Here is a 25,421-nt window from a genome sequence, read left to right on the forward strand (position 1 = left end):
AGCGGGCGTTGCGACCGAGGTCATGCCGAACAGGCCAGCCAGCTTGTCACCATGCTTGTTGATCAGCGTCGTCGCCTGGTTGAAGGACAGGTTATTGTCCTCCTGGGCCTCGACGGTTTCCAGCCATTTCAGCTTGGGATGGCACTTTTGCGCGTAGGCCCACATTTCGGCGATCCAACGTGCCTGGTTCGGCGTCGTGAAAGTCGAGGTGACGATCGCGAAGCCCTTGTCCTCGCCGGCCTCCTTGGCCATCGAGTCCATCATCGCCTTGGCGATGCCGTTGAATTCGGCCTGGTTGACGAACCATTCGCGCGCATCCGGCGTCGAATTGGCGTCGTAACCGACGACGTGGATGCCCTTCGACAGCGCCTTCTTCAGCACGGGCGCGATCGCCACCGGATCGTTGGCGGCGAAAAGAATGCCGTCGACGCCGCTGGTGATGTAATTGTCGATGAACTTGATCTGCTCGTCGATCTTGGCCTCGGTCGGGCCGTCAGTCTTCACGGTGACGTTGCCGAGCGCTTTGGCGGCGTCCTGCATGCCTTTCGAGGTCGCGTTGAAATAGCCGATGCCGATCAGCTTCGGCACGTCGACCAGCGTGATCGGTTTGCCGGCCTTGTCGGCTGCATTTGTCGGCTTGCCGCCGTCATAAGGCTTGGCCGCGGGCGCGGCGTTGGCTTCGCCGGCCGAACAGGCCAGCGGATTGACCGGCAGGTCGTCCGCGCCGTCCCATCTCTTGTCCGCCGCCGAGGCCGCTCCGGCCAGCAGCGTCGCGCCGAGGAATGCAGCAGCTAATCCGAGCTTCATCTTGTTTTCCTCCCATTTTGATGCCGCTTTTTTGCGGCTAGACACGCCGTCAAACGCCCTCGCGTTTCCGCTGGAGCGAACTCGCCACAAGAGTTGAAAGGATAAGGACCGCGCCGATGACCACGATCGTCGCGTCGCCCTTGACGCCGGTCAGGGCCAGCCCGTTTTTCAGCAGCTGGATCATCGCGAGGCCCACCACGGTACCCCAGATGGTGCCAACGCCTCCGAATATGCTTGTGCCGCCGAGCACCACCGCCGCGATCACGTCCAGTTCGTAGCCGATCCCCATATCCGAGCGGGTCGTGGTCACGCGCGAGACGAGAACACAGGCGGAAAGGCCTGCCATGAGGCCCGACAGCGTGTAGATGATCAACTTGACGCGATCGACCGCCAACCCCGAAAAGCGCGCGGCGGTCTCGTTGTTGCCGATTGCGTAGAGGGTTCGACCGAACGTTGTGCGATCAAGGACGATTGCCGAGACCACGATCGCGATCAACAGGAGCCAGAGCTGCGCCGGCACACCGAACAGATTTTCCTGGCCGATGAAGTAGAACCATTCAGGGTAGCCGCGCACCGAGCGCGCCTGGCTGATGCCCTCGGCGAGCCCGCGGTAGAGGGCGAGCGTCGCGATGGTCATAATCAGCGGCGGCACTTTGACCCTGGTGATGACGATTCCGTTGAGGAATCCCGCCGCCGCACCGACGAGCAACGAGAAGCACATTGCCAGCGGCAGGGGAAAGCCGAAGACCTTCCAGGAATAGCCGAGCAGGATGGCGCAGAGTCCGACAATCGAGCCCACCGAGAGATCGATACCGCCGGTGATGATGATGAAGGTCATCGGCAGCGCGATCAGCCCGACCTCTGTCGTCAGCCTGCCTTGATTGAGCAGATTGTCGAGCGTGAGGAAACGGTTGTTCAAGCTTCCGAGCCCGATCAGCGCGATGAGGAGGATCAGCGCGAGCATCGTCTCGTGGCGGATCAGCCACCAGGGCACGACGCGTTTGGCGACCTGGGGGAGGGGGATTTCGCTCATGGCGCTCATGCTCCGGCCATGCGCCGGCGCCGCAGAATGTCGGCAATCACGGTCACGAGGATGAGAACGCCTTGCACCGCGCGGATCCAGTAGGGCGAGACGTCGATGAAGACCAGCGCGCTGGCAATCTCGGCGATCAGGACGGCCGCAAGGGTCGAGCCGACCACCGTGCCGACGCCGCCGAGAATGCTGACGCCTCCGACGACCGAGGCGGTGATGATCGTCAATTCGAGATTGGGCGGCACGGTCGACTGGATGACGCGCAGCTGCGTTGCGTAGAGCAGGGCGGCCGCCCCGGCAAAGAGGCCGTGCAGCGCGAAGACCATCACGACCGTGCGCGGCTGCGAAATGCCGCAGAGCCGCGCCGCTTCAGCGTTGCCGCCAACGGCATAGATCGCGCGGCCCGATGCCGAATAGCGCATCCACAGCGCGGCGAGGATCGTCACCAGGATCATGAGAAAAACCGGAAACGGCAGCATGCCGAAGAATTCGATGTCGGCGAGATGGAAGCTGTCGGGCAGGTCTGTGATCCATTTGCCCCCGGTGACGCTGATCAGGCCGCCTTTGAGGATCGACAGCATGCCGAGCGTCACCACGATCGCCGGGATGCGCAGATAGGCGATGATGACGCCCTGCAAGGCCATCACCGCAACGCCGGCAACGAGTGCTGCCAGCCAGGCGACCACGATCGGCGCGCCGTTCACGGCCAGAGTGCCGCTGATCGTCGCCAGGACGCCGATCAACGCGCCGACGGATATATCGATGTTGCCTGATACGATCACCATCGACATGCCGACTGCGGCGACGGCGATGTAGGCGTTGCCGAGCAGCACGTCGGAAAGGTTGCGCACCGCCAGAAAGCGCGGATTGTAAAGACCGACGGCGATGGCAAGGCCGATCACCGCGATCGCGAGCAATGCCTCCTGCGAGGCGAGGACCTTCAGCCGCCGTCGCGGATCAGCCCCGGCGCCGGCCAAGGTGAGTGCCGTCATGCCGCTTGCTCCGCGTTTTGATGGCTGCCCATCATCGCCGCACCAACCGATTCCTGGGTTGCTTCTTCGCGCGAGAATTCGGCAACGATACGGCCTTCCCGCATCACGAGCACGCGGTCGCTCATGCCGAGCACCTCGGGCAGCTCGCTCGAAATCATCAGGATGGCGAGCCCTTGGGCCGCAAGCTCGCCCATCAGCCGATGGATCTCGGCCTTGGCGCCGACGTCTATGCCGCGCGTCGGCTCGTCGAGGATCAACAGCTTCGGTCCATTGGCGAGCCATTTGCCGAGCACGATCTTCTGCTGATTTCCGCCTGAGAGCTTGCCCGCGATCTGCTCGAGCGAGCTCGTCTTGACCGCAAAGCGCTTGACGCCGTCGCCGGCGAGCCTGCGTTCGGCGCCGCGATCGATGAAGCCGCCGAATGCGACCTTGCCGAGCGCAGCGAGGCTGAAGTTCTCGCGTACCGTCATCGGCCGGACCAGGCCCTGCGTGCCGCGATCCTCGGGAACATAGGCGACACCCAGGGATCGGGCTTGCGCGGGCGAGCGGATGTCGACTTTCTGCCCGTCGATCCGGATTTCGCCGCCCTCGGCCGGCGTGACGCCGAAAATGGTTTGCGCCAGCTCGCTGCGACCCGAGCCGACAAGGCCGGCAAGGCCAACGATCTCGCCGGCCCGCACCGTGAGCGAAACGCTCCTCGTCAGCGGCCGTCGCTCGAGGTCCTTCACCTCCAGCACCGGCTTGCCGATCGGAACTGTGACCTTCGGGAACAGGCTTTCGAGCCTGCGGCCGACCATCAATTGGACGAGCCCGGCCGCATCCGTCTCGGCGACGCGCCGGGTTGCGACATGCGCGCCGTCGCGCAGCACCGTGACACGATCGGCGATCGCAAAAATCTCATCGAGTCGATGACTGATATAGATCACGGCGACGCCGCGGGCTCTCAGCTTGCGCACGATGTCGAATAGCCGCGTCACGTCGTACTCGGTTAGGGCCGCGGTCGGCTCGTCCATGATCAGGATACGCGCGTCCTGCGACAGGGCGCGCAGGATTTCGACGCGCTGACGATTGCCGACGCTGAGAGAGCCGACGACGCGGTCGGCCTGCAAATCATGAATCTCGAGCGAGGCGAGCAGCGCATTCGTTTTCTCGTGCATCGCCCGCCAATCGATCCTGCCGAGGCCGGCGCGCGGCGCATGTCCCATGAAGATGTTTTCGGCGACCGTGAGCTCCGGGAACAGCAACAGCTCCTGATAGATCGTGGCGATGCCGGCGCGCCGGGCATCGTCCGGCCGCGCGAGGTCGACCAGCTTGCCGTCCACAAGCACCTCGCCGCGATCGGGCGGGAACACGCCGGAGATGATCTTGATCAGCGTCGACTTGCCGGCGCCGTTCTCGCCAAGCAAGGCGTGGACCTCGCCTTCGGCAACGTCGAACGAGACGCCTGACAGCGCTCGCACGCCCGGAAAGGCCTTCTCGACCGCGCGCACCGACAGAAGCGATGTTGTAGGGGTTTTGCTATGCGGGTCCGTTGTCATGGTCACGCCGCCGCAGTGGTTTGAGCGCTCGCATCGACGACGACGACGCGGACACCGTGTCCGCGCAGCATGTCGAGTGCGTCGCCGGGCGCATCGGAATCGGTGATCAGCGTGTCAATGCGTGCGAGTGGACAGACGACGAGGCTGCCGCGCGAGACGAATTTGGAGGAATCGGCAAGCACGATCAGCTTGTCGGCACGCTTCAGCAGCTTGGATTCGGCGCGGGCGAGCAGGGGATCGCCTTCGATCACGCCGAGCGGTCCGATCGAGATCGCACTCATGAACATCCGCGTCGCCGAATAGTGCTGGATCGCGTCCTCTTCAAAGGGAGAGACGATCATGCCCTGCTCGCGATAGACCTCGCCGCCCGGCAACGCGACGCGGCATTTCGATGTGTGGATGAGCGCGTCCGCGAGCAGATAGGAATTGGTCAACACCTTCAGGCGGCGCTCGCGCAGATACTCGCCCATCTGATACGTGGTCGTGCCGCCATTGATGATGATGGTCTCACCATCGGCGCAGAGAGCGACGGCCGCCTTCGCGATGGCGCGCTTGGCGTCGATATTGAGCGTCTGGCTGACGTCGAAGGAGCGCGTGGCAAGGGAGAGGACGTCGCCCGGTGCGTTGGCGGTGTCCGGCAGCGCCTCCAGCCCACCGTGCACCCTGATCGCGACACCTTGTTCGGCGAGCCTGGCGAAATCGCGCCGTATCGAGGCTTCGGAGACGCCGGTCGCGCGACAAGCGTCGGCGATGCGCACCAGCGATCGCTCGCGCAAGAGTGCCTTGATGACCTGCCAGCGTTCCCGCTCGTGCACGTCGTCCTCCCTTTTGCCCGTAAATAGGTCACGCTCTCGGCTACCGGTCAACTGCAATCCGTCACAATCAATCAATATCGCGCTGCATCAATCATATTGCGTCGCGATGGTGAGTGTCGGTGATTGACCTTGATTGAATCCGTAGCCTAAGCTGCCGGGAGATCAAGCACAGGGAGGATGCGTCATGAGCGAGGTTGCGGCCACGCCCCTGCCAAATCTGTGGGACGACGCGCACGCCGCCGGGCTCAATGAAGCAGATCAATTGCTCTATCGCTCGAACCTGCTCGGGGCCGATCTGCGCATCACCAATTTCGGCGGCGGCAACACCTCGGCCAAGATCGAGATGAAGGATCCGCTGACGCGCGAGAACGTTCGCGTGCTCTGGGTCAAAGGCTCAGGCGGTGACATCGGCTCGATGAAGCGCGACGGATTTTCGACGCTTTACCTCGACAAGCTCGAGGGTCTGAAAGGCCTCTATCGTGGTCTCGCCCATGAGGACGAGATGGTGGCCTTGTTCAATCACTGCACCTTCGATCTCAATCCGCGCGCGACGTCGATCGATACGCCCTTGCACGCCTTTGTGCCGCACCGGCACGTCGATCATGTCCATGCCGATGCCGTCATCGCCATTGCTGCCTCTGAAGACGCCGAGCGCCTCACCCACGAGATTTTCGGCGGTAAGCTCGGTTTCCTGCCGTGGCAGCGGCCCGGTTTTGATCTCGGTCTGAAACTCGGCGAGATGGCCGCGCGTCACCCTGATTATGTCGGTGTGGTGCTCGGCGGCCACGGGCTGTTCACCTGGGCCGAGACGTCGAAAGCCTGTTACGAGATGACCTTGCGCGTCATTCAGCAGGCTGCCGATTGGCTCGCCGCGCATGAACGGAAGCCGGCTTTCGGTGGTGCCAAGGTCCAGACGGCGGCACCTGACAGGCGCCGCGCGATCGCGGCAAGGTTGATGCCGCTGATCCGCGGCAAGATCTCCGCCGATGAGCGAAAGATCGGCCATTACACTGATGCGCCGGAGGTGTTGGAGTTCGTCAATTCCAGCGCGCTGACGAAGCTGGCGCCGCTCGGCACCTCCTGTCCGGATCACTTTCTTCGCACCAAGATCCGGCCGCTGCTGCTGCCCTACGATCCCGTGCGCGACAATCTCGACGAGGTGATCGCTGGTCTCGACGACGTCCTCGTCGCTTACCGGCGCGACTACGCCGCCTATTACGAACGCTGCAAGCATCCGAATTCACCTGCCATGCGCGATCCCAACGCGGTTGTGTATCTCGTGCCGGGGGTCGGCATGTTCACCTTTGCCAAGGACAAGGCGACGGCGCGCGTTGCGGCCGAGTTCTACGTCAACGCGATCAATGTCATGCGCGGCGCCTCCGGCGTCAGTGCCTATGTTGGCCTCGCCGAACAGGAGGCCTTCAACATCGAATACTGGCTGCTGGAGGAGGCCAAGCTCCAGCGCATGCCCAAGCCGAAATCGCTCGCCGGGCGGATCGCCTATGTGACTGGCGGTGCCGGCGGCATTGGCGGGGCAACTGCGCAGCGGCTGCTCGGCGAGGGCGCTTGCCTCATCATTGCCGATATCGACGAGAAGGCGCTGAACGAGCGCGTTGCCGCGATTACGAAACGCCATGGCCGCGACGCTGCGATCGGCGTGAAGCTCGATGTGACCGACGAGGCGGCGGTGGTTAGCTCGTTCGAAGAGGCTGCGCGCGCCTTCGGCGGGGTCGACATCGTGGTCTCGAATGCCGGGATCGCCTCGGCCTCATCTGTCGAGGATACGAGTCTTGGGCTCTGGCAGAAGAACATGGACATTCTCGCTACGGGTTATTTCCTGGTTTCGCGCGAGGCGTTCCGGCTGATGCAGCGCCAGAACATCGGCGGCGCCATCATTTTCGTGGCCTCGAAGAACGGCCTTGCCGCTTCGGCGGGTGCTTCCGCCTATTGCGCCGCCAAGGCGTCGGAGATCCATCTCGCCCGCTGCCTCGCGCTGGAAGGCGCAGCGCACGGCATCCGCGTCAACACGGTCAATCCTGACGCGGTACTGCGCGGCTCGAAGATCTGGGAGGGCGAATGGCGCCAGCAGCGCGCGGCGTCCAACAAGGTTGCCGAAGACCAGCTCGAGGAAGTCTACCGCCAGCGCTCGATGCTCAAGCTATCGGTCTTTCCCGAGGACATCGCCGAGGGTATCTATTTCTTCGCGTCAGACCTGTCGGCCAAATCAACCGGCAACATTCTCAATGTCGATGCCGGCAACGCCCAGGCCTTCACCCGATGAGCACGTCGTTCTCGATCAGCGCGGATTTCATCGCCGAGCACAATGCGCGGCTCGAAGGCGCGACCACCGAAGACTACGACGCCCTGAAGCGCGCGCTGGCCCGGCGAGGGATCGACGCGGACGCCCTGGTGCAGAAGGTGATGGCCTTCGGCGTCGCCATTCCGACCTGGGGCGTGGGCACAGGGGGCACGCGATTTGCCCGATTTCCGGGGCCGGGCGAGCCGCGCAATATCGTCGAGAAGATCGACGATTGCGCGGTGATCCAGCGGATGGCGCGGGCCACCCCGACGATCTCGCCGCACTTTCCGTGGGACAAGGTCGACGACTATGCCGCCTTGCAGGAACAGGCCGCGAGCCATGGCCTTGCCTTCGACGCGGTCAACTCGAACACCTTCCAGGATCAGCCGGGGCAGGAGCTTTCGTACAAGTTCGGCTCACTCTCCCATACCGATGCCCGTGTGCGCGCGCAGGCCATCGCCCATAACGTCGAATGCATCGATATCGGCCGAAAGCTCGGCTCGAAGGCGCTGACCGTCTGGATCGCCGACGGCTCGAACTTTGCAGGGCAGTCGAATTTGACAAGGGCGCTCGACCGCTACATCGACGCGATGCGTGAGATCGTCCCGGCACTGCCCGCAGACTGGCGGGTGTTTCTTGAGCATAAGCTTTACGAGCCGGCGTTCTACTCCACCGTGATCTCGGACTGGGGCACGAGTTTTGCGATCGCGCAGGAACTCGGGCCCAAGGCGCATTGCCTGGTCGACCTTGGCCATCATGCGCCGAACGTGAACATCGAGCAGATCGTGGCTCGGCTCGTTCGCTTCAACAAGCTCGCCGGCTTTCATTTCAATGATTCAAAATATGGCGATGACGATCTCGACAGCGGCTCAGTCGAGCCGTTCCGGCTGTTTCTCGTCTTCAACGAGCTGATCGACGCCGAGCGTCGCAAAGCGGAAGGCTTCGCGCCCGCATATATGATCGACCAGTCGCACAACGTGACCGATCCGATCGAGAGCCTGATGCAATCGGCAATCGAGCTGCAGCGCGCTTATGCGCAGGCTTTGGTCGTCGATCGCGCCGCTCTTGAAGCGGCGCAGGGTACGAATGACGCGCTCGGTGCTCATCTCGAATTGAAGCGCGCCTTCACCACCGACGTCTCGCCGCTCCTCGCCGTTGCCCGCATGCGGGCCGGCGGAGCCATAGCCCCCCTTGCGGCCTATCGCGCCTCCGGCTATCGGGCGCAAAAAGCGAGGGAGCGTCCCGTTGTTGGCGGTACTTCGGCGGGCATTGTCTAGGAAGATGATCTCTCGAGAGACACTAGCTGCTCTGCCGGTGGAGCAGGCTGAAGCGCGTGTCGATCACAGCCTGTTTCGGCTGCGCGTCGGAGTTCAGGATCCGTGCGATGATCAGCCGCGCGGCTTCCTTCCCGATCAGATCGCCGGGAGGGCGGATCGTCGTCAATGACGGATTTGCAGCTGCGCTGAAACTCAGGTCGCCGAAGCCCACCACCGACAAGCGTTCGGGGATCGCAATGCCGAGCCGCTGGCATTCGAAGATCACGCCGAGGGCGATATGATCGTTGGAACAGGCAATGCCGTTCACGTCCGGAAAGCGATGGACAGCCTCATTGAGCAACATGCCGCCGACCTCGGCGCTCGCCGGCGCCGGATGCTGGATGATATCAGCGGTAACTCCAGGCGCGTTGCGCGCCGTCTCGAGGAAGCCCTCGGCACGCCGCGCGGCGCGGCGATCCTCGTGCAGGCGCGCGCCAAGAAACAGCAATCGCTTGCGTCCTCGCTGGATGAGATGCGACGCAGCGGTCTGGCCGACCTGGTCGTGGTGAAAGCCGACCGCCATGTCCATGGTGGTGGAACCGAGCTCCCAGATCTCGACGATTGGGACTTTGCTATCGCGCAACAGCCTGCGTGTTGCGGCGCTATGCGAGAGGCCTGTCAAGACGACAGCAGCGGGGGCCCAGGATAGGGCGGTGCGGACAAGATTCTCCTCGTCGTGCTCCTTGTACTCGGTGTGGCTGAGCATCACCTGCAGCCGCTGCTTGCCGAGCTCGTCCTGCAGGGCCGCGACGGTCTCGGCGAAGAACGCATTGCGGACGGACGGCACGATGATGCTCACGACGCGCGATGAGGCCGCCGCCAGGCCACCGGCCATCAGGTTCGGCACGTAGTCGAGCGCGTCGATGGCGCGTGCGATCGCTTCGCTCGCCGCCGCCGAGACCGCATCGGGCTTTCTGAAATAGAGGGACACCGTGGAAGGCGACAGCTCTGCGCGTGCCGCCACATCCATGATCGTGACCCGCTGCATCTTGCGCCGGGTGCGTATGGGCTTAGGTGCCGCCATTTTTCGAGTGATTAGAATAATAGCGCTATTATGTAGCCGAAGCTTTGGGATGATACAACCACGTTCTGCCTATCGGACGATATGGTTATTCTATTCAATTAGATATGGCATAGAGCCAACTGCTAATTCGCTGACCTGTGCTGGCATCGCTACCTCGTTGCTTTCCTTGAATCGCAGCGCTATTATAAGCTCACCGCGGCTTCAAGAACCGCCGGGACGGGAGACAGGGCTCATGGCGTCGGTCAGCCTGCGCAAGCTTGAGAAAAGCTACGGCACGTTTCGTGTCGTCAAGGCGATCGACCTCGAGATCATGGACGGCGAGTTTGTTGTGCTGGTCGGTCCGTCCGGCTGCGGCAAGTCGACCACACTGCGCATGATCGCCGGTCTCGAGCGCATCAGTGGCGGCGAGATCCGGATAGGCGACCGCATCGTCAACGATCTGCCGCCGCGCGAGCGCGACATTGCGATGGTTTTCCAGGACTACGCGCTCTACCCGCACAAGACTGTGCGCGAGAACATGGGGTTCAGTCTCAAGGTGCGCGGCGCAAGTATGGCGGATGCGGACGCCAAGATCAGGGACGCAGCCGAGATGCTCGGCATCACCCATCTGCTCGACCGGCGACCCGGACAGCTCTCCGGCGGTCAGCGCCAGCGGGTTGCGATGGGGCGCGCCATCGTCCGGCGGCCGCAGGTGTTCCTGTTCGACGAACCACTCTCCAATCTCGACGCAAAGCTGCGCGGCCAGGTGCGTACGGAGATCAAGCGGCTGCACCAGACGATCGGAACCACCATCGTCTACGTTACCCACGACCAGGTCGAGGCGATGACCCTGGCCGATCGAATCGTTATCCTGCGCGGCGGCGACATCGAGCAGATCGGCACGCCCGAGCAGGTCTACAACAAGCCGGCGAGCGTCTTTGTGGGTGGCTTCGTCGGGGCGCCGTCCATGAATTTTGCCAAGGCCAGAGCCGCCCAGGGCTATCTCGATTTTGCCGACGGCAACCGTCTGCCGCTTTCGGGTGTGATTAGCACACAACTATCCGCGGCTGACGGGCGTGAATTCATCGTCGGCATCAGGCCCGAGCATTTCACGCCGGCGGCGTCCGACGTAGGACTGAACAGCCAGGTTCAGGTCGTCGAGCCACTCGGCTCAGATACGCTGGTGCATTTTGCGGTGGGCGGGGCGACATTGACCGCGCGGCTGCCGCCCGAACTGCGCCCGCAAGCCGGCGAGACCATCAAGCTGGGCCTGGACCCGGCAAAAATTCATTTGTTCGATGCACAGACGGGGCGCGCCTTGCAGTAGACGGTGCGCAGCGAGACTATCAACGACAAGTCAAGCCGCGCATAAGCGGCAATTGTTCCGGGAGGACGGCATGAGCGTAGGACGCATTCTAGGGCTGACGGCAAGGCTGACGGCAGGGCTAACTGGATGGCTGCTCGGAGCAGCAGCATGCACATTCGCAACCGGCGCGTCCGCTGAGACCGCGCTGAAAGTCTTCGTCACCAGCCAGGGACAGCCCGCCATCTGGCGCACGCTGCTCGATCAATACGAAGCGCGCAATCCCGGCATCAAGGTCAATATCGAGCTGGGCGGCACGACCTCGGATATGCAGGCCCAATATCTCAACACGGTGCTCACCGCCAAGGACTCCTCGCTCGACGTCCTGATGCTCGACGTTATCAGGCCAGCGCAATTTGCGGCCGCGGGCTGGACCAGCCCGATCGCAACCGACATGTCGGCTTACTTGCGCGCCTATGCCGAGGCGAACACGGTCGACGGCAAAGTGGTGGCGCTGCCCGCCTTTGCCGATTCCATGTTCCTTTATTATCGCAAGGACCTGCTCGACAAATACGGGCTGCAGCCGCCGAAGACTTGGGACGAGCTCGCGGACGCCGCGAAGAAAGTCACGGACGGCGAGAAGAATCCGAACCTTCAGGGTCTGTCGTTCCAGGGCAAGGCGATCGAGGGCGCGGTCTGCACCTTCCTCGTGCCGTATTGGAGCCAGGGCAAGGTGGTTACGAAAGACGGCAAGCTCGATTTCGATCGCGACGCCGCGACCAAATCGCTCGCGCTCTGGAAGGGGTTTGCCGACAGCGGCGTCGCCAAGAAGAACATTGCCGAGGTGGCGACCGACGATACGCGCAAGGAGTTCCAGGGCGGCAACGTTCTCTTCGCGGTGAACTGGGCCTATGCATGGGCGATGTCGCAGGGTGCTGAATCCGCCGTCGCCGGCAAGGTCGGCGTTGCCCGGCTGCCGGCCATCAAGGGCGGCGAGCAGGCGACCTGCCTCGGCGGCTGGGAGTGGGGCGTCTCCGCCTTTTCCAAGCATCAGGATGAGGCGAAGAAGCTGGTCGAATATCTGTCGAGCCCTGAAGTCTCCAAATACATTGCCATCAACGGCTCGCTGCTGCCGACCTATGGCAAGCTCTACAAGGACGGAGATGTGACCAAGGCGGTGCCGTGGTTCGCCGATGCGCAAGCCATCGTCGAGACGGCAAAGCCGCGGCCGGTGACGCCACGCTACAACGAGGTCAGTGAAGCGATCCGGACCACGGTCAACGCAGTGCTTGCCGGCGCGACCACGCCGGCGGACGGCGCCGCCCAGATCGAGGCGCGACTGAAGCGGATCATCCGCTAAAGCGTTTGTTGCGCAATCCGGATCGGACCTGATGACGACATCGACGTTGAAGGAGCGGGCCACCCGCGCGACCGCGCGGCGTCCATGGCTGGCGCGCTGGTCTGATCCGGATGACACCACGCTTGCCGTGATCCTTTTGGCGCCCGCCGCAATCTTGCTCGGCGTGATGATCGTCTATCCGGTGAGCCGGCTGATCTACACGAGCTTCCTCGACCTGTCGCTGACGTCGGGCTTGCCGCCGCGTTTCGCCGGGCTCGCGAACTTCAGGCAGATGCCTGACGATCCGGTGTTCTGGCAGGCGACCTGGAACACGGTGCTGATCACGCTCATCACCGTGCCCGGCTCGCTCCTTGTCGGGTTCGCGCTCGCGCTGCTCGCCAACCTGCCATTCCGGATGAAATGGTCGGTGAGGCTCTCGCTGCTGATCCCCTGGGCGCTGCCGCTCTCCTTTGCCGGCCTGATCTTCGGCTGGTTCTTCCATTCCGAGTACGGCGTCGTCAATGATGTGCTCAACCGGATCGGCTTGCCCGGTGTGATCTGGTTCAATTCGCCGCGGCTTGCCTTCGCCGCGATTTGCCTTGCCATCATCTGGAAGGCCTCGTCCTTCATGGCGATGATCATTCTCGCGGGCTTGCAGACCATTCCGCGCTCGCTCTACGAAGCGGCCGACGTCGACGGCGCCGGGCGCGTGCGGCAGTTCTTCGAGATCACGCTGCCGCTGCTCAAGCCCACCATCGTGGTCGCGCTGATCTTCCGCACAATCACCGCGCTGCAGACCTTCGACATCCCCTACATGATGACGGGCGGCGGTCCCGGCACTGAAACCGCGACGCTCGCCATGTACATTCACCAGAACACCGTGTCGTTCCTCGACCTCGGCTACGGATCGGCGCTTGCAGTGGTGATGTTCGGCCTGTCGATGTGCGTCACGGCGCTCTACCTGCGTATGATCCGCGGCGGCGGAACTGCATCATGAGCGCGACCGTCAGTTCCGGGATCGGCTCGGCCTTGTCAGGTAAACCACTACGGCTGATCGCCGCCTTCGTTCTGGTCGTGAACGGGTTGTTCCCGGCGCTCTGGATCCTGCTGACGTCGTTCAAAACCGAAGCGGAGCTCACGCAAAAGCCAATCACCTGGCTTCCGCATGCCGCGACCCTGCGCAACTACGTCCAGGCGTTCTCCGACCAGCCGTTGCTCACCTTTCTTTTCAACAGCTTCATGGTGGCGCTGCTCTCGACCGCGCTAACGCTGCTGGTCTCGGTGCTTGCCGCCTATGCGCTCGCGCGATTGAACCTGCGGTTCAGGGGACTGATCATGTCCGTGATCATCGCAGTCTCGACCTTTCCGCTGGTGACGCTGCTTGTCCCCCTGTTCGAGATCATGCGCGCGCTCAACCTCCTTAATTCCTGGACCGCGCTGATCCTGCCTTACACCGTGCTCAGCCTGCCTGTGTGCACCCTGGTTTTGACGTCCTTCTTTGAAGGCATCCCGCGTGATCTGGAGAATGCCGCAATGATCGACGGCTGCACGCGGTTTGGTGCGCTGTTCAGGGTGGTGGTGCCGCTGTCGGCGCCCGGTGTCTTCACCGCAGGCATCCTCGCCTTCGTAAACGCCTGGGACGAATTCTTGCTGGCGCTGTCGTTCAACTCCAATCCGGGATTGCGGACGCTGCCGGTCGGCATCCAGCTTTATCAGGGCGAGTTTGCGTTTCCCTGGCCGGTGATCTCGGCCGCGCTCGTCGTCGGCATCGTGCCCGTCGCGATTCTGATCGTGATCTTCCAGGAGCGCGTCGTATCCGGGCTGACCGCAGGCGGGATCAAGGGCTGAATTGAGGCAGGACCAATGAACTTGAAACTCGAGACCACCCCGTCCGGCTTTGCGGTCTCCATCTCCGGCCGCCCAATTCTCGCCCACAGCGCCGCAACACCCTGCTTCTTCGTCGGCCAAGGCAACGACACCATCAAAATGCATCGCGGTCGTTTCGCAATCGAGGACCGCCTGGCCGAACGCTGTCCGCTTGCCTATGCCGCAATCGATGGCAATACGATCCTGCTGTCCGCGGCCAAGGAGCAGCCTCCGCGCCTCGCAGTGACGCTCGAAGGCAACGCGCTGAGGCTGCGCTCGCTCGATCCGACCGTGAACCGGCTCTGGCTGCGCATCGTCGCCGACCTGGACGAGCATGTCTGGGGTGGCGGCGAACAGTTCTCCTATTTCGACTTGCGCGGGCGGCGGTTTCCGTTGTGGAGCTCGGAGCCTGGCGTCGGGCGCGACAAGACCACCGAGATCACCTTCAAGGCCGATGCCACGGGCCACGCCGGCGGCGACTACTATCACACCAACTATCCGCAACCGACCTACATCTCCTCGGCGCGCTATGCACTTCACGTCGAAACATCTGCGTATAGCGTCTTTGATTTTCGCGAGCCGTCGTTCCACGAGATCGAGGTCTGGGTCATCCCCGAGAGCATCGAGCTGTTTGCCGCGCCGACCTTCGTCGCGCTGGTGGAGATGCTGTCCGCTCGCTTCGGCCGCCAGCCGCCGCTTCCGGAGTGGATCTACAGTGGCGCAATCGTCGGGCTCAAGGACGGTGCGAACTCGTTCGCTCGTCTCGCGGCCATGCGCGCGGCCGGCGTCAAGGTCTCAGGCCTCTGGTGCGAGGACTGGGTCGGGATCCGGCCGACGGCGTTTGGCGCGCGGCTGTTCTGGGACTGGAAGGCCAATGAGACGCGTTATCCGGGCCTGCGGCAGCGCATCGCCGAATTGAACGACCAGGGCATCCGCTTCCTCGGTTACGTAAACCCATATCTCGCCAATGACGGCGTCCTGTTCGAGGAGGCCGAGAGGGCCGGTTACCTCGTCAAGGACGCCTCAGGACGAACCGCCCTGATCGACTTCGGCGAGTTTCACTGCGGCACCGTCGACTTCACCAATCCGGACGCCGCGGCGTGGTTCTCCGAGGACATCATCGGTAAGCAAATGCTCGACTATGGGCTATCAGGCTGGATGGCCGATTTCGGCGAGTATCTGCCGGTCGATGTGCGTCTCGCCAGCGGCGTCGATGCACGGCTCGCGCACAACCTTTGGCCGGTGCTCTGGGCGGAAGTGAATGCGAAGGCGGTGGCGAGCAGAGGCCGCACCGGCGAGGCCGTGTTCTTCATGCGCTCCGGCTTCACGGGAGCGCAGAAGCATTGCCCCTGGCTCTGGGCGGGAGATCAATCGGTCGATTTTTCCAGGCATGACGGACTGGTCACGGTGATCTGCGCCGCCCTCTCGTCGGGCTTGCTCGGCAACGCTTTCCACCACTCCGACATCGGCGGCTACACCAGCCTGTTCGGCAATGTGCGTACGCCCGAGTTGCTGATGCGCTGGAGCGAGATGGCGGCCTTCACGCCGGTGATGCGCAGCCATGAAGGCAACAGGCCCCGTGACAATCTGCAGCTCGACGGCGATCCCGTGGTCCTCGCGCATTTTGCCAGGATGACTGCGATCTACGTTCATCTCTCGCCTTATCTCAGGACGTTGTCTCAGGAAGCTGCGAAGCGCGGCCTTCCGGTCCAACGTCCGCTGTTCCTCCATCACGAGGACGACCTGCGAACCTACGGCATTCAGGACTGCTATCTCTATGGCCGCGATCTGCTCGTCGCGCCCGTCTGGCAGGCATCGCAGAACCAACGGAGCCTTTATCTTCCGGCAGGGATCGACTGGATTCACGTCTGGACCGGCCAGTCGTTTGCGGGCGGACAGGAGATATCGGTCGCGGCCCCGCTGGGGCAACCGGCGGTGTTCTATCGGGCGGGTAGCGAGTTCGAGGCGCTTTTTGCGGGATTGCGCGCCTAGCGCCGGTCCGCTCCGTCAAAGGTCGCCAATAACAGATCGTCCAATGCGGCGGTCTCTGTGTCGCCGCCGAATATCTTCGACAGAGGGGAGGGGGCCGCGACAGCTTGCCAACCTGGGTCGCCGGTGCGCGCGAACGCGATGAGGGCGTTGGACATCTGCCGCGCCACCGTCGCCGCATCGTGTGATCCGTCCATGAGCGGCAGCTTGTCCGATGGCTCTACACCCCAGACGAACGGCTCGTCGAAGCCGTGAGCGGCCCCGAAACGCGCCCGCTCGCCGGCGGGTGTCCAGTCGAACCGGAAGAGATAAGCCGTCCCACCGGAATGTGCATGCGCCAAGGCGGTGCGCACGGCAGGTAAGCGATACACCGCATCGGTCAGAAACTGCTCCCTCAGTTGCGCAAGACCAGCGTCGCCGTAGCGCGCGCAATAGGACGAGAAGATCGCGGCTCCCCTGCCGGGAAAGAAGCGGTCCATCTCGGCTGCCAGTGCGTCTCTCGTCTCAGGGATCGCCATCACGCCGAGCGAGAACCACATGCGCGATTCATCGCGGGTCGAGCCGAGAACAATCGGCTTGTCGCGGCAGATCCCGCGACGGAAGACTTCGAGCGGATGTTCGACCACCGTGGTGCCGTCCTCGACGATCCCGAGAGCACGGCCGCCCGGCGCGTTGCGCGCACCGAGATCGCTGGCGAGGATCTTTGCCTCTGCCTCTAGAATGCGATCGGGCGGCAGCGCGTCCAGCGCACGGCGATCGCCGATGGCAACGCCGGCGGCCAAGAGAAACTCGCGCGCCCGCTCTGCCGCGCTCGCTCGATCGAACACTCTGGAAGCGGAGCCGGATTGCAGGAAAGCACGATGGAAAAGGGGGCGCGCGGCCGGAACTGCGAACAATGCCGTCGCCATGAAGGCGCCGGACGAAATCCCGAAGACGGTGACATTGCCCGGATTGCCGCCGAGCGCGCCGATGTTCTCGGCGACCCATTCCAGTGCAGCGACGACATCCAGTAGCCCGACATTGCCGGCCTCATAGGGCGCGCCCCAGACATCGCCGAGATGCAGGAAGCCCAGCACGCCAACGCGGAAGCCGATACGAACGACGACGCAGTCACTATTCTTCGAAAGTGCGGCCGCATCCTCGACCCCGTCGGTGGCGCTGCCGCGCTGAAAACCGCCGCCGAAGAGATGCACGAGGACCGGTCGGCGTTCTTCGTCGGCAGCCGGGGTCCAGACGTTGAGATAAAGACAATCCTCCGAGACGGATTTCGGAGAGGTGTCGCCAAATAGGCCAAGGCTCGGGCCCATGGCCTGGAGCGGCGCGGGACGCGGTGAGGTGGCATCGACGGCCGCCGCAGCTCGCCTGCGTGGGACCGGCTTGCAGAACCGGAGCGGACCGATCGGCGGCTCGGCATAGGGAATGCCAAGAAATTCGGAGCCGTACGGGGTCCGTCGCCCGCGCAGCAGGCCATAGGGTGTATGTCTCGCAAAATCCAAGGCTACTCCTCCGCGAGATGACAGGCGACGCGATGAGACGGTGCGACCGCGCGAGGTTGCGGGGCTTCATGGGTGCACCGATCGAATGCACGCGGGCAACGGGATTGGAACACACATCCGGTGGGAAGGTTTGCCGCGCTCGGGATATCACCCTTCAGCGGCGCCCCCTTGCGCGCGCGGCCTGGCGCGGACTCGAGCAGAGCCCGCGTATAAGGATGTCGCGGCTCAGCATAGATCTCGGCCTTAGGCCCTTCCTCGACGACAGTGCCGAGATACATCACGGCGATCCGGTCGCACATGAACTCCACGACGCGCAGATCATGGGAAATGAAGAGCAGCGCGAGGCCATGGCGTTGTTGCAGGTCGAGCAGGAGATTGAGCACCTGGGCCTGGACAGAGACGTCCAGCGCCGATACCGGTTCATCGGCCACAATCAATTGAGGCTCGGTCGCGAGCGCCCGGGCGATGGCGATGCGCTGACGCTGACCACCGGAGAATTCGTGCGGGAACCGGTGTCTTGCCGCCTCGGGCAAGCCCACCTCAGCGAGAAGCTGCCCGACGCGACGGCGCCGCTCGACGGAATCGCCGATATGATGGACCTCCATCGGTTCGGCGATCAGTTGCTCGATCGTCATCCGGCCGTTGAGCGAGCCGAACGGATCCTGGAAGATCATCTGCATATGCCGGCGCTCGCGCCTCAGCGCCTCCTTCGAGAGTGTCGCCAAGTCTTGACCGCGAAAGCGGATGACGCCCCTGGTCGGCTCCACCAGCCGCAGCACCAGGCGCGCCGTGGTGGATTTGCCGGAGCCGCTCTCGCCGACGATGCCGAAAGTCTCGCCGCGGCCGATCGTGAAGCCGACATCACGCACCGCATGGACCTGATGAAAGCTCTTGGACAATCCGGCGACGTCGAGAAGCGCGTCCGTCACGATACTTCTCCAACCAGCGGGTGCCAGCAGCGAACCTCCGAACGGACGACTGTGGCGAGTTCCGGTCGCGTTGCGCAGCGATCGTCCTGCCGCGGGCAGCGCGGCTGGAAGCGGCAGCCTCTCGGCCAGGACCCGAGCGACGGCACCTGGCCGGGAATCGGCGAGAGCCGGGCTCTAGCCTCGCCTGCATGGGGAATCGCATCGACAAGGCCGCGCGTATAGGGATGGTGCGGCATCTTCAGGCACTCGACCGGCGTGCCGGCCTCGACCTGATCTCCGGCGTACATGACGATCGCACGGTCGCAGAATTCGGCAACGACCTCGAGGTCGTGGCTGATGTACAACATGGCGAGGCCGATCTCCGCGCGCATGGCGATGAGAAGCTCGAGCACCTGCGCCTGGATGGTCACGTCCAGGGCCGTGGTCGGCTCGTCGGCGATGACGAGCTTGGGATTGCACGAGATGGCCATCGCGATCATCACCCGCTGGCGCATGCCGCCTGAAAGCTCGTGAACGTAGGCGTTGAGAAGATCCCGCTCCTTCGGCAGACCAACCCGAGCGAGCAGTTCTCGTGCACGATCCCGCGCCACGCGGGTCGGAAGATTCAGATTGTACCGAAGCGCATCCGTCATCTGCTGGCCAATGGAGAGAGTCGGATGCAATGAGGTCATCGGCTCCTGAAAAATGAATCCGATGCCGCGTCCGCCGACGCGCCTGCGCTCCCGGGGTGAGAGCGTCGTCAGTTCGCGGCCCTCCAGCCTGATCGAGCCTGAGACGACCGCGCCCGGCGGCGGCAGGCCTATGATTGCGCGGGCCGTCATCGACTTGCCGCAACCGCTCTCGCCGACCAGCGCCACCGCCTCGCCAGGCGAGATCGACATCGAGAGGTCGGTGACGACGGGCACCATGCGGCCGGAGATCGGCAGCGACACCGATAGGTCCCTTACCTCGAGGATCGGAGCTTGGTCGGTCATCCCATCCTCACACGCGGGTCGAGAAGCGCGTAGACGACGTCGATGATCAGGTTCAGCGCCGCGAGCATCAGGGCGATGAGCAGCACGGCCCCCTCGACGACCGGATAGTCGCGCCGGGCGACCGCGTCGATGAGGAGCTTGCCCAGGCCGGGGAGCGAGAAAATCAATTCGATGCTGACCGCGCCCGAGAGCAGATAGCTGGCTGAAAGGCCGGCGACGGTGACCACGGGAATAGCGGCTGTGCGCACTGCATAGCGGCCGATCACCATGGCCTCAGGGAGGCCTTGCGCACGCGCCGTCACGATGTAGGGCTCGCCGAGAACGTCGAGCATGGAGGAGCGCATCATGCGGGTGATCAATGCCGATTGGCGGATGCCAAGTGCAAGCGCCGGCAAGGCGATGGTGGCTGCCGAGGCGAGCAGCCCGTCGGCGGGCGGAACGTATCCCGAAACGGGAAACCACCTCAGCGTGACCGCGAACAGGAAGATCAGCAGCAGCGCCAACCAGAATTCCGGCAGGGAAATACCGAGCACCGCAACACCGACAAGGCCGCGGTCGAGCACTCCGTCTTTGTTGATCGCGGCCACCACGCCAAGGATACTGCCGAGCGCCACCGCCAGGAACAGCGCTGCAAGCGCTATCTGCAGGGTCACGAGCGCGTATTGCGGCAGGAGATCGATCACGGGCTGTTTGAAGAAGAAGGAGGTGCCGAGCTTGAGCGTCACTATGTTCTTCGCCCAAAGCACGAACTGCACAGGCAGCGGCAGATCGAGCCCCATCTCCGACCGGAGTGCGGCGATCTCGCTGGGGGATGCCTGGTCGCCGAGAATCTGCGCGGCCGGGTCGCCGGGAGCGAGGCGGAGCAGCAGGAAGACGAGGACCAGCGGAACGACGACGGTCGGGATCATCAGAAGGAGGCGTTGACCGAGGAAGCGCAGCATGATTACCTCCGCGCCAATCGTGGATCGAGACTGTCGCGCAACGCATCGCCAAGCAGGTTAAGCGACAGAATGGTGAGCACCAGAGCCGCGCCGGGGAAGACCACGATCCACCAGGCATTCTGAATGTAGTTGCGGGCCTCCGCCAGGGCGCTGCCCCAGCTCACATCCCTGGCGCCGACGCCGAGCCCGACAAAGGAGAGCGCTGCCTCGCCGAGAACAGCCGCCGAAAAAATGAAGGACGCCTGAACCAGCAAGGGTGACATGATCGCCGGAAGCAGGTAGCGCGCGAGGATGCGTCGATCCGGCACGCCCACGGCGCGGGCTGCTTCGATCATGGGGAGCTCGCGCAAAACCAAAATTTGACCGCGCACGACCCGCAGTACCGGTGCAATGAGCACGATCGAGAGCGCGACGATGACCGTGGTGACGCTCGGGCCGAGGTAGCCGGCGGCGGCGGTGGCGAGCACGATCGAGGGGAACGCCATCAGCCCGTCGACCAACCTCATCAGCACCATGTCGACGCGTCGGTAGAAGCCGGCCACGAGCCCCAGCGTGATGGCAACCGACATCGAGATCAAGGTGACGAGAAGTCCGACCAGGAGTGACGTCCGGCCACCGAAGAGAACGAGGGCGAACATGTCACGGCCGAGATGATCGGTGCCGAACCAGTTCTGCGGACGCGGTGGCTTGAGACGGATGCCCGGCGAAATCCGCAGAGGCTGGGCATTGGTGAGATAGGGGGCAGCGAGGGCAAGCACCGCAAGCGCAGCGAGGACGGAGATCGCGAAGACGGCAGTGCGATTGCGCAGCAATCGCCGCCAGGGCCCCGCGGGCGTCGGCGGCGTGTCAAGCATTGCGTCCGTTGCAGCCATCGTCACGCAACAGCTCCCGTCACTTTGCGACAGGCACGACATTGTAGAAGACCTGGGTATTGGCCGGGCTCGTCTGCAGATTTCCGACGCCCTTCCGCGCGACGTAGAACGAGGCCTCAGTGCCGAACTTGATGTACGGCATCTGATCGTAAATCAGCTTCTGGATGTCAGACCAGATCTCGACACGTGCCTTCTGGTCGCTCGTGGTCGCCAGCTTCTTGACCAGCTCTTCCTTCTTCGGATCGTTCCAGAACCCGGGATAGGTCGCGTTGAGATAGGGGATGACGACTGGGTCGACGTAGGTCGGCAGGAATGAGGAGAAGACGTCGAACTTGTCGGCGTCGGACCGCGTCTGAATGTAGGTCGCGGCCGGCATCACCTGAAGGTCGATCTTGATGCCGTATTCCTCGAGTTGCTGCTGAGCCGTGAGCGCCGGCAGATAGTGGCCCTGGTAGAAATCCTTGGATGTCAGCCAGCGAAGTGGTTCGCCCTTGTAGCCGGCCTCGGCCAGCAGCTTCTTCACCAAGTCCTTCTTCGGCGTACCAAAGCCGTCAGCGCCGGCTTTCGTGTACCAGATCGACTTGCGGTCGGGCACCCAGCTCGGATCGATGACGTAGAAGGCCTGATCGCCTTCCGCGGCCAGCATGATCGAATCCATCTCCAACGCAGAATAGACCGCCCGCCGCATGGCCACATTGGCCATCGGACCCTTCTTGGTATTGAAGACGGCGGTCAGCGACTGGTTGTCATTGATGACGACGGGTTGGACCGCGGCATTGGACTTCAAATCGGCGTAGAAATCGAACGGCAGTGTCGTCGCGATATCGGCCGCCCCAGTGAGAACGTTGTCGCGCCGCACGGATGGCTCGGCCTGCGGCATGAAGATCATTCTGTCGGCGGGGGCTCTCTTGGCGCCGGCGGAGCCGGACGTTGCCTCAGCCCTCGGCTTGTAGTCCGCAAAGCGGCTGAGCACCGCCTGCCGATCGGCCTGAAACTCGGTGACCTTGTAAGGGCCGGTGCAGTCGATCGTCTCGACGGCTTGGGTCGCGCTTTTACCCGCCAATGCGGCCTTGGACATGATCACGGCCGGGGTCAACGTGAGAAGGCCCGGGATGATTCCGGTCGGGCCCGTAAGCTTGACGACGACCGTATCCGGGCCCTCCGCACTGATGTCGGACGTGAGGCTCTTCAATACCGCACCGGTGCCGGCGCTCTCGCGATAACGCTTCAGTGACGCCACGACGTCGTCGGATGTCATCGCGGCACCGGAATGGAACTTGATGCCGGACCTGAGCTTGAAGGTCAGCGTGAGAGCCTTCTCGTCGTAGGACCAACTGTCGGCCAGCATCGGTTGCGGCTGCCAATTGTCGTCGAGGCCGGTCAAACCTTCGCAGGCGTTGCTGGCGACGAGCCAATTTGTGCCGAGCGTCGTGATCGTGGGATCCAGCGCCGACGGCAGTTGCGGCACGACGATGCGCAAATCTGCCGCTTGTGCCTGATCGGTGTGAGCGGTGGTCATCGCGAACGCCGAGACGAATAGACCGGCTGCGCATTTGGAGATGAAGTTCATGGACGTTTCTCCTGATCGATTGTGCCCTCGGTGCGTGCCGAGGCTTCTTGATTAGTTGCGGTTTGCTACGTGCCGCGTCAGGGCTCCAGATCCATATCGAGAAGAATGGAGCTGAGCGCCTTTCCGTGCGCGTCGAGCGCAAGCGAGCGGGTCACGCCGCCGCCGAGCGCGCCCGCGATGACAAAGTTGAGGGCTCCGAGTTTGGGCAGTTCATATCGTGTTACGCGGGTCGGGTTCAGTCCGGCCAATTGCATCTGCACCCGCTCTTCGGTGACCAGTTTGCAGATGAGCGGATAATCTTCCGCGCGATAGGCAATGACTGAAATGTTCGAGGTGTTGCCCTTGTCGCCCGTCCTCGAATGGGCGACGTCACGTAGCTTCATGGCGTCACCTCGAGCATCTCGGCGCGCGGCTGCGCCCGCTCACGCGGAATCAGGACCGACACCACGCCGATCGTGCGCCGCGTCGCCTTCGATGCACCGCCGCCGCCGGCCGGGCCGTTGGTGTAGAGCGTTTCCACCTCATTACCGATGCGCTGTGCCTCTGCCTGACTCCGGGTGCGTCCGGCGATCCGGATCCTCACGTCCGGTGGTTCGCTGTGCGACGCGCCGGGATAGAGGGCATTGAGCCCAATCAAGTCAGCGCGGATGTCGCTGAGTGCAACGCCTGATATGGCCAGTCGCTCGCGTACGATCTCCAGCGCAAGGCGTCCGCGCGCAACGGCGCCCGGTCCGGCATAGGAGATTTCACCCTCGCCAACCCAGCCGTCGGAGTAGCCGACCGAAACCTTCAAGGAACCATTGTGCTGCCGGCCGCGTCCTCCGGTGACGCGGACACGGTCGGGAGCAATCTCCTCGACGGACGCTTCGCTGAAGTCGGCGATGAGGTCGGGCTGGAAATAGGCGGCGGGGTCGTGGATCTCGTACAGCAGCTGCTCCTTGCAGGTGGCCGCAGTGACGGCGCCGCCTGTGCCCGAGAGCTTGGTGATCACGGCTTCGCCATCGGCACGGACTTCGGCGATCGGGAAACCGAGCCGCGCAAGGTTCGACACGTCTTTCTTTCCGGGGTCGGCGAAATAGCCGCCGGTGACCTGGCCTGCGCATTCCATTAGATGGCCAACAAGCGTGCCCTGGCCGAGCCGGTCCCAATCGTCCATCGCCCAACCGAATTCGTGGATCAGTGGCGCAAGGAAAAGCGCGGGGTCGGCAACGCGGCCGGTCACGACGACGTCAGCGCCTGCCGTGAGAGCCTCTACAATCGGAGCCACACCGAGGTAAGCATTGGCGGATAGGATTCGATCGCGAAGATCCGGAATATATCCGCCGGTTTCTTCAATCGGCCAGTTGCCGGAGGTGACCACGTCGAGCACGTCGTCGCCCGTCACAGCCGCCACCTTCAATGGGAGGCCAAGCTCCCTGGCGATGTCGCCAATGCGACGTGCGGCAGCGAGCGGATTGGCTGCGCCCATGTTGGAGATGATCCGGGTGTCGTTGCGAGACGCCGCCGGGAGCACCGCGCGCATGCGCTCGTCCAGGAACGGGTCGTAGCCTGCATTTGGGTTGGCCTGGCGTGCGCCTTGCGCCAGCGCAATGGTGCGCTCGGCGAGGCATTCGAAGACGAGATAATCGAGGTCGCCGGACGCGGCGAGGTCGACCGCCGGTTCAATGCGGTCTCCGGAATAGCCGGCTCCCGCTCCGAGCCTGATGCTGCGCATGCCCTGGTTCCGTCTCCTCGGCCCGGACTTCGATGGTCGGGCTCATGGCGCAACAAGAACACCGGACGATCAATTAGTATAATGAATTTATCCGATCGCAGTGATAGGGTCTGTTTATGGATATCTCGCTTCGTCAGATCAGGGCCTACCTTGCAGTGGCGCGCACGCTTAGCTTCACGCGCGCGGCCGCATAGACCAATCTGTCGCAGCCGGCGTTGACGGTGCAGATCCGGTCCCTCGAAGAACAGCTCGGGATCAAGCTGTTCGACCGCAACAGTCGATCCGTCGAATTGACGAGGCTGGGGCGTGAACTCGTGCCGGTCTTTCAGCGGCTCCTGCGGGAGTTCGACGAGACCGTGACCGGCGTGCGCGACATCGCTCGTCACGGCGGTGGTTCGGTTCGGCTCGGCGCGCTGCCGTCGTTTGCGGCCGGCATACTGCCCGACATCATCGTGCGCTTTCGCGATCGCTTTCCGCGCGTTGCGCTGACCATCAAGGATGCGATCGCGAGCCGTGTGATGGAATTTGTCCTCTCGGAGGAGGTGGATCTGGGCGTGGTGGGTGGAGAACTAGGGTCTGTACCTAATTAGCGATCTCTGATTCCGTCGCACGGAGTTGATTCGGG

The 25,421-nt window shown here is 63.4% G+C and carries 22 protein-coding genes; 8 read left to right on the forward strand and 14 right to left on the reverse strand.

The window, feature by feature from the left end:
- The 5 genes from Q0687_RS05870 to Q0687_RS05890 form a co-directional block, all read right to left on the reverse strand.
- A partial coding sequence (locus tag Q0687_RS05870) for a substrate-binding domain-containing protein (RefSeq protein WP_298873363.1) occupies positions 1-807 on the reverse strand: 807 nt, incomplete at its 3' end.
- Positions 808-856: 49 nt separating this feature from the next.
- The gene (locus Q0687_RS05875; RefSeq protein ID WP_298873365.1) at positions 857-1,849 is read right to left on the reverse strand and encodes an ABC transporter permease; all 993 of its coding nucleotides are present in this window, start codon (positions 1,847-1,849) and stop codon (positions 857-859) included.
- Positions 1,846-2,832, reverse strand: a complete 987-nt coding sequence (locus Q0687_RS05880; protein ID WP_298873367.1) for an ABC transporter permease — start codon at positions 2,830-2,832, stop codon at positions 1,846-1,848. Before Q0687_RS05880 ends, Q0687_RS05875 begins: the two co-directional genes overlap by 4 nt.
- The gene (locus tag Q0687_RS05885; RefSeq protein WP_298873369.1) at positions 2,829-4,370 is read right to left on the reverse strand and encodes a sugar ABC transporter ATP-binding protein; all 1,542 of its coding nucleotides are present in this window, start codon (positions 4,368-4,370) and stop codon (positions 2,829-2,831) included. The genes Q0687_RS05880 and Q0687_RS05885 overlap by 4 nt, the downstream gene beginning before the upstream one ends.
- 2 nt (positions 4,371-4,372) lie before the next feature.
- Entirely contained in the window at positions 4,373-5,185 is an 813-nt protein-coding gene (locus tag Q0687_RS05890; RefSeq protein ID WP_298873370.1) for a DeoR/GlpR family DNA-binding transcription regulator, read from the reverse strand.
- Positions 5,186-5,369: 184 nt separating this feature from the next.
- Here Q0687_RS05890 and Q0687_RS05895 point away from each other — a divergent pair, with 184 nt between their 5' ends.
- Positions 5,370-7,466 carry a bifunctional rhamnulose-1-phosphate aldolase/short-chain dehydrogenase gene (locus tag Q0687_RS05895; protein WP_298873371.1) on the forward strand — a complete coding sequence of 699 codons (2,097 nt, stop codon included), beginning with the start codon at positions 5,370-5,372 and terminating at the stop codon, positions 7,464-7,466.
- On the forward strand, positions 7,463-8,761 hold the full coding sequence (gene rhaI, locus Q0687_RS05900; RefSeq protein ID WP_298873373.1) for an L-rhamnose catabolism isomerase: 1,299 nt from the start codon (positions 7,463-7,465) through the stop codon (positions 8,759-8,761). Before Q0687_RS05895 ends, rhaI begins: the two co-directional genes overlap by 4 nt.
- A gap of 22 nt (positions 8,762-8,783) precedes the next feature.
- Here rhaI and Q0687_RS05905 read toward each other — a convergent pair whose 3' ends face one another.
- Positions 8,784-9,788 carry a LacI family DNA-binding transcriptional regulator gene (locus Q0687_RS05905; protein ID WP_298873375.1) on the reverse strand — a complete coding sequence of 335 codons (1,005 nt, stop codon included), beginning with the start codon at positions 9,786-9,788 and terminating at the stop codon, positions 8,784-8,786.
- A gap of 268 nt (positions 9,789-10,056) precedes the next feature.
- On the opposite strand from Q0687_RS05905, the gene ugpC reads away from it, so the two are divergent.
- From ugpC to Q0687_RS05930, 5 genes are all read left to right on the forward strand, one after another.
- Positions 10,057-11,130, forward strand: a complete 1,074-nt coding sequence (gene ugpC / locus Q0687_RS05910) for a sn-glycerol-3-phosphate ABC transporter ATP-binding protein UgpC (RefSeq protein ID WP_298873397.1) — start codon at positions 10,057-10,059, stop codon at positions 11,128-11,130.
- 70 nt (positions 11,131-11,200) lie between these two features.
- Positions 11,201-12,466: an ABC transporter substrate-binding protein gene (locus Q0687_RS05915; RefSeq protein WP_298873377.1), complete on the forward strand. Its 1,266-nt coding sequence runs from the start codon at positions 11,201-11,203 to the stop codon at positions 12,464-12,466.
- Positions 12,467-12,497: 31 nt separating this feature from the next.
- Complete coding sequence (locus Q0687_RS05920) at positions 12,498-13,442, forward strand: sugar ABC transporter permease (protein WP_298873378.1); 945 nt, start codon at positions 12,498-12,500, stop codon at positions 13,440-13,442.
- A complete protein-coding gene (locus Q0687_RS05925) occupies positions 13,439-14,293 on the forward strand; it encodes a carbohydrate ABC transporter permease (RefSeq protein WP_298873380.1) in 855 nt (284 codons plus the stop codon). The genes Q0687_RS05920 and Q0687_RS05925 overlap by 4 nt, the downstream gene beginning before the upstream one ends.
- Positions 14,294-14,314: 21 nt before the next feature.
- Positions 14,315-16,303: an alpha-glucosidase gene (locus Q0687_RS05930; protein ID WP_298873399.1), complete on the forward strand. Its 1,989-nt coding sequence runs from the start codon at positions 14,315-14,317 to the stop codon at positions 16,301-16,303.
- Here the strand turns inward: Q0687_RS05930 and Q0687_RS05935 are convergent.
- From Q0687_RS05935 to Q0687_RS05970, 8 genes are all read right to left on the reverse strand, one after another.
- Positions 16,300-17,796 carry a carboxylesterase family protein gene (locus Q0687_RS05935; protein ID WP_298873382.1) on the reverse strand — a complete coding sequence of 499 codons (1,497 nt, stop codon included), beginning with the start codon at positions 17,794-17,796 and terminating at the stop codon, positions 16,300-16,302. The two genes, Q0687_RS05930 and Q0687_RS05935, sit on opposite strands and share 4 nt — an antisense overlap.
- 2 nt (positions 17,797-17,798) lie before the next feature.
- Complete coding sequence (locus Q0687_RS05940) at positions 17,799-18,725, reverse strand: ABC transporter ATP-binding protein (protein WP_298873384.1); 927 nt, start codon at positions 18,723-18,725, stop codon at positions 17,799-17,801.
- The gene (locus tag Q0687_RS05945) at positions 18,722-19,699 is read right to left on the reverse strand and encodes an ABC transporter ATP-binding protein (protein ID WP_298873387.1); all 978 of its coding nucleotides are present in this window, start codon (positions 19,697-19,699) and stop codon (positions 18,722-18,724) included. Before Q0687_RS05945 ends, Q0687_RS05940 begins: the two co-directional genes overlap by 4 nt.
- Complete coding sequence (locus tag Q0687_RS05950; RefSeq protein ID WP_298873389.1) at positions 19,696-20,640, reverse strand: ABC transporter permease; 945 nt, start codon at positions 20,638-20,640, stop codon at positions 19,696-19,698. Before Q0687_RS05950 ends, Q0687_RS05945 begins: the two co-directional genes overlap by 4 nt.
- 2 nt (positions 20,641-20,642) lie before the next feature.
- On the reverse strand, positions 20,643-21,512 hold the full coding sequence (locus Q0687_RS05955; protein WP_298873400.1) for an ABC transporter permease: 870 nt from the start codon (positions 21,510-21,512) through the stop codon (positions 20,643-20,645).
- Positions 21,513-21,531: 19 nt separating this feature from the next.
- Entirely contained in the window at positions 21,532-23,082 is a 1,551-nt protein-coding gene (locus Q0687_RS05960) for an ABC transporter substrate-binding protein (RefSeq protein ID WP_298873391.1), read from the reverse strand.
- A 77-nt stretch (positions 23,083-23,159) separates the two neighbouring features.
- A complete protein-coding gene (locus Q0687_RS05965) occupies positions 23,160-23,465 on the reverse strand; it encodes a hypothetical protein (protein ID WP_298873393.1) in 306 nt (101 codons plus the stop codon).
- The gene (locus Q0687_RS05970; protein ID WP_298873395.1) at positions 23,462-24,796 is read right to left on the reverse strand and encodes an acyclic terpene utilization AtuA family protein; all 1,335 of its coding nucleotides are present in this window, start codon (positions 24,794-24,796) and stop codon (positions 23,462-23,464) included. Before Q0687_RS05970 ends, Q0687_RS05965 begins: the two co-directional genes overlap by 4 nt.
- A 200-nt stretch (positions 24,797-24,996) precedes the next feature.
- On the opposite strand from Q0687_RS05970, the gene Q0687_RS05975 reads away from it, so the two are divergent.
- Positions 24,997-25,386, forward strand: a complete 390-nt coding sequence (locus tag Q0687_RS05975; protein ID WP_298873401.1) for a LysR family transcriptional regulator — start codon at positions 24,997-24,999, stop codon at positions 25,384-25,386.
- Positions 25,387-25,421 lie beyond the last annotated feature (35 nt).

It is taken from the genome of uncultured Bradyrhizobium sp. (genome assembly GCF_936928535.1).
Lineage (GTDB): Bacteria > Pseudomonadota > Alphaproteobacteria > Rhizobiales > Xanthobacteraceae > Bradyrhizobium.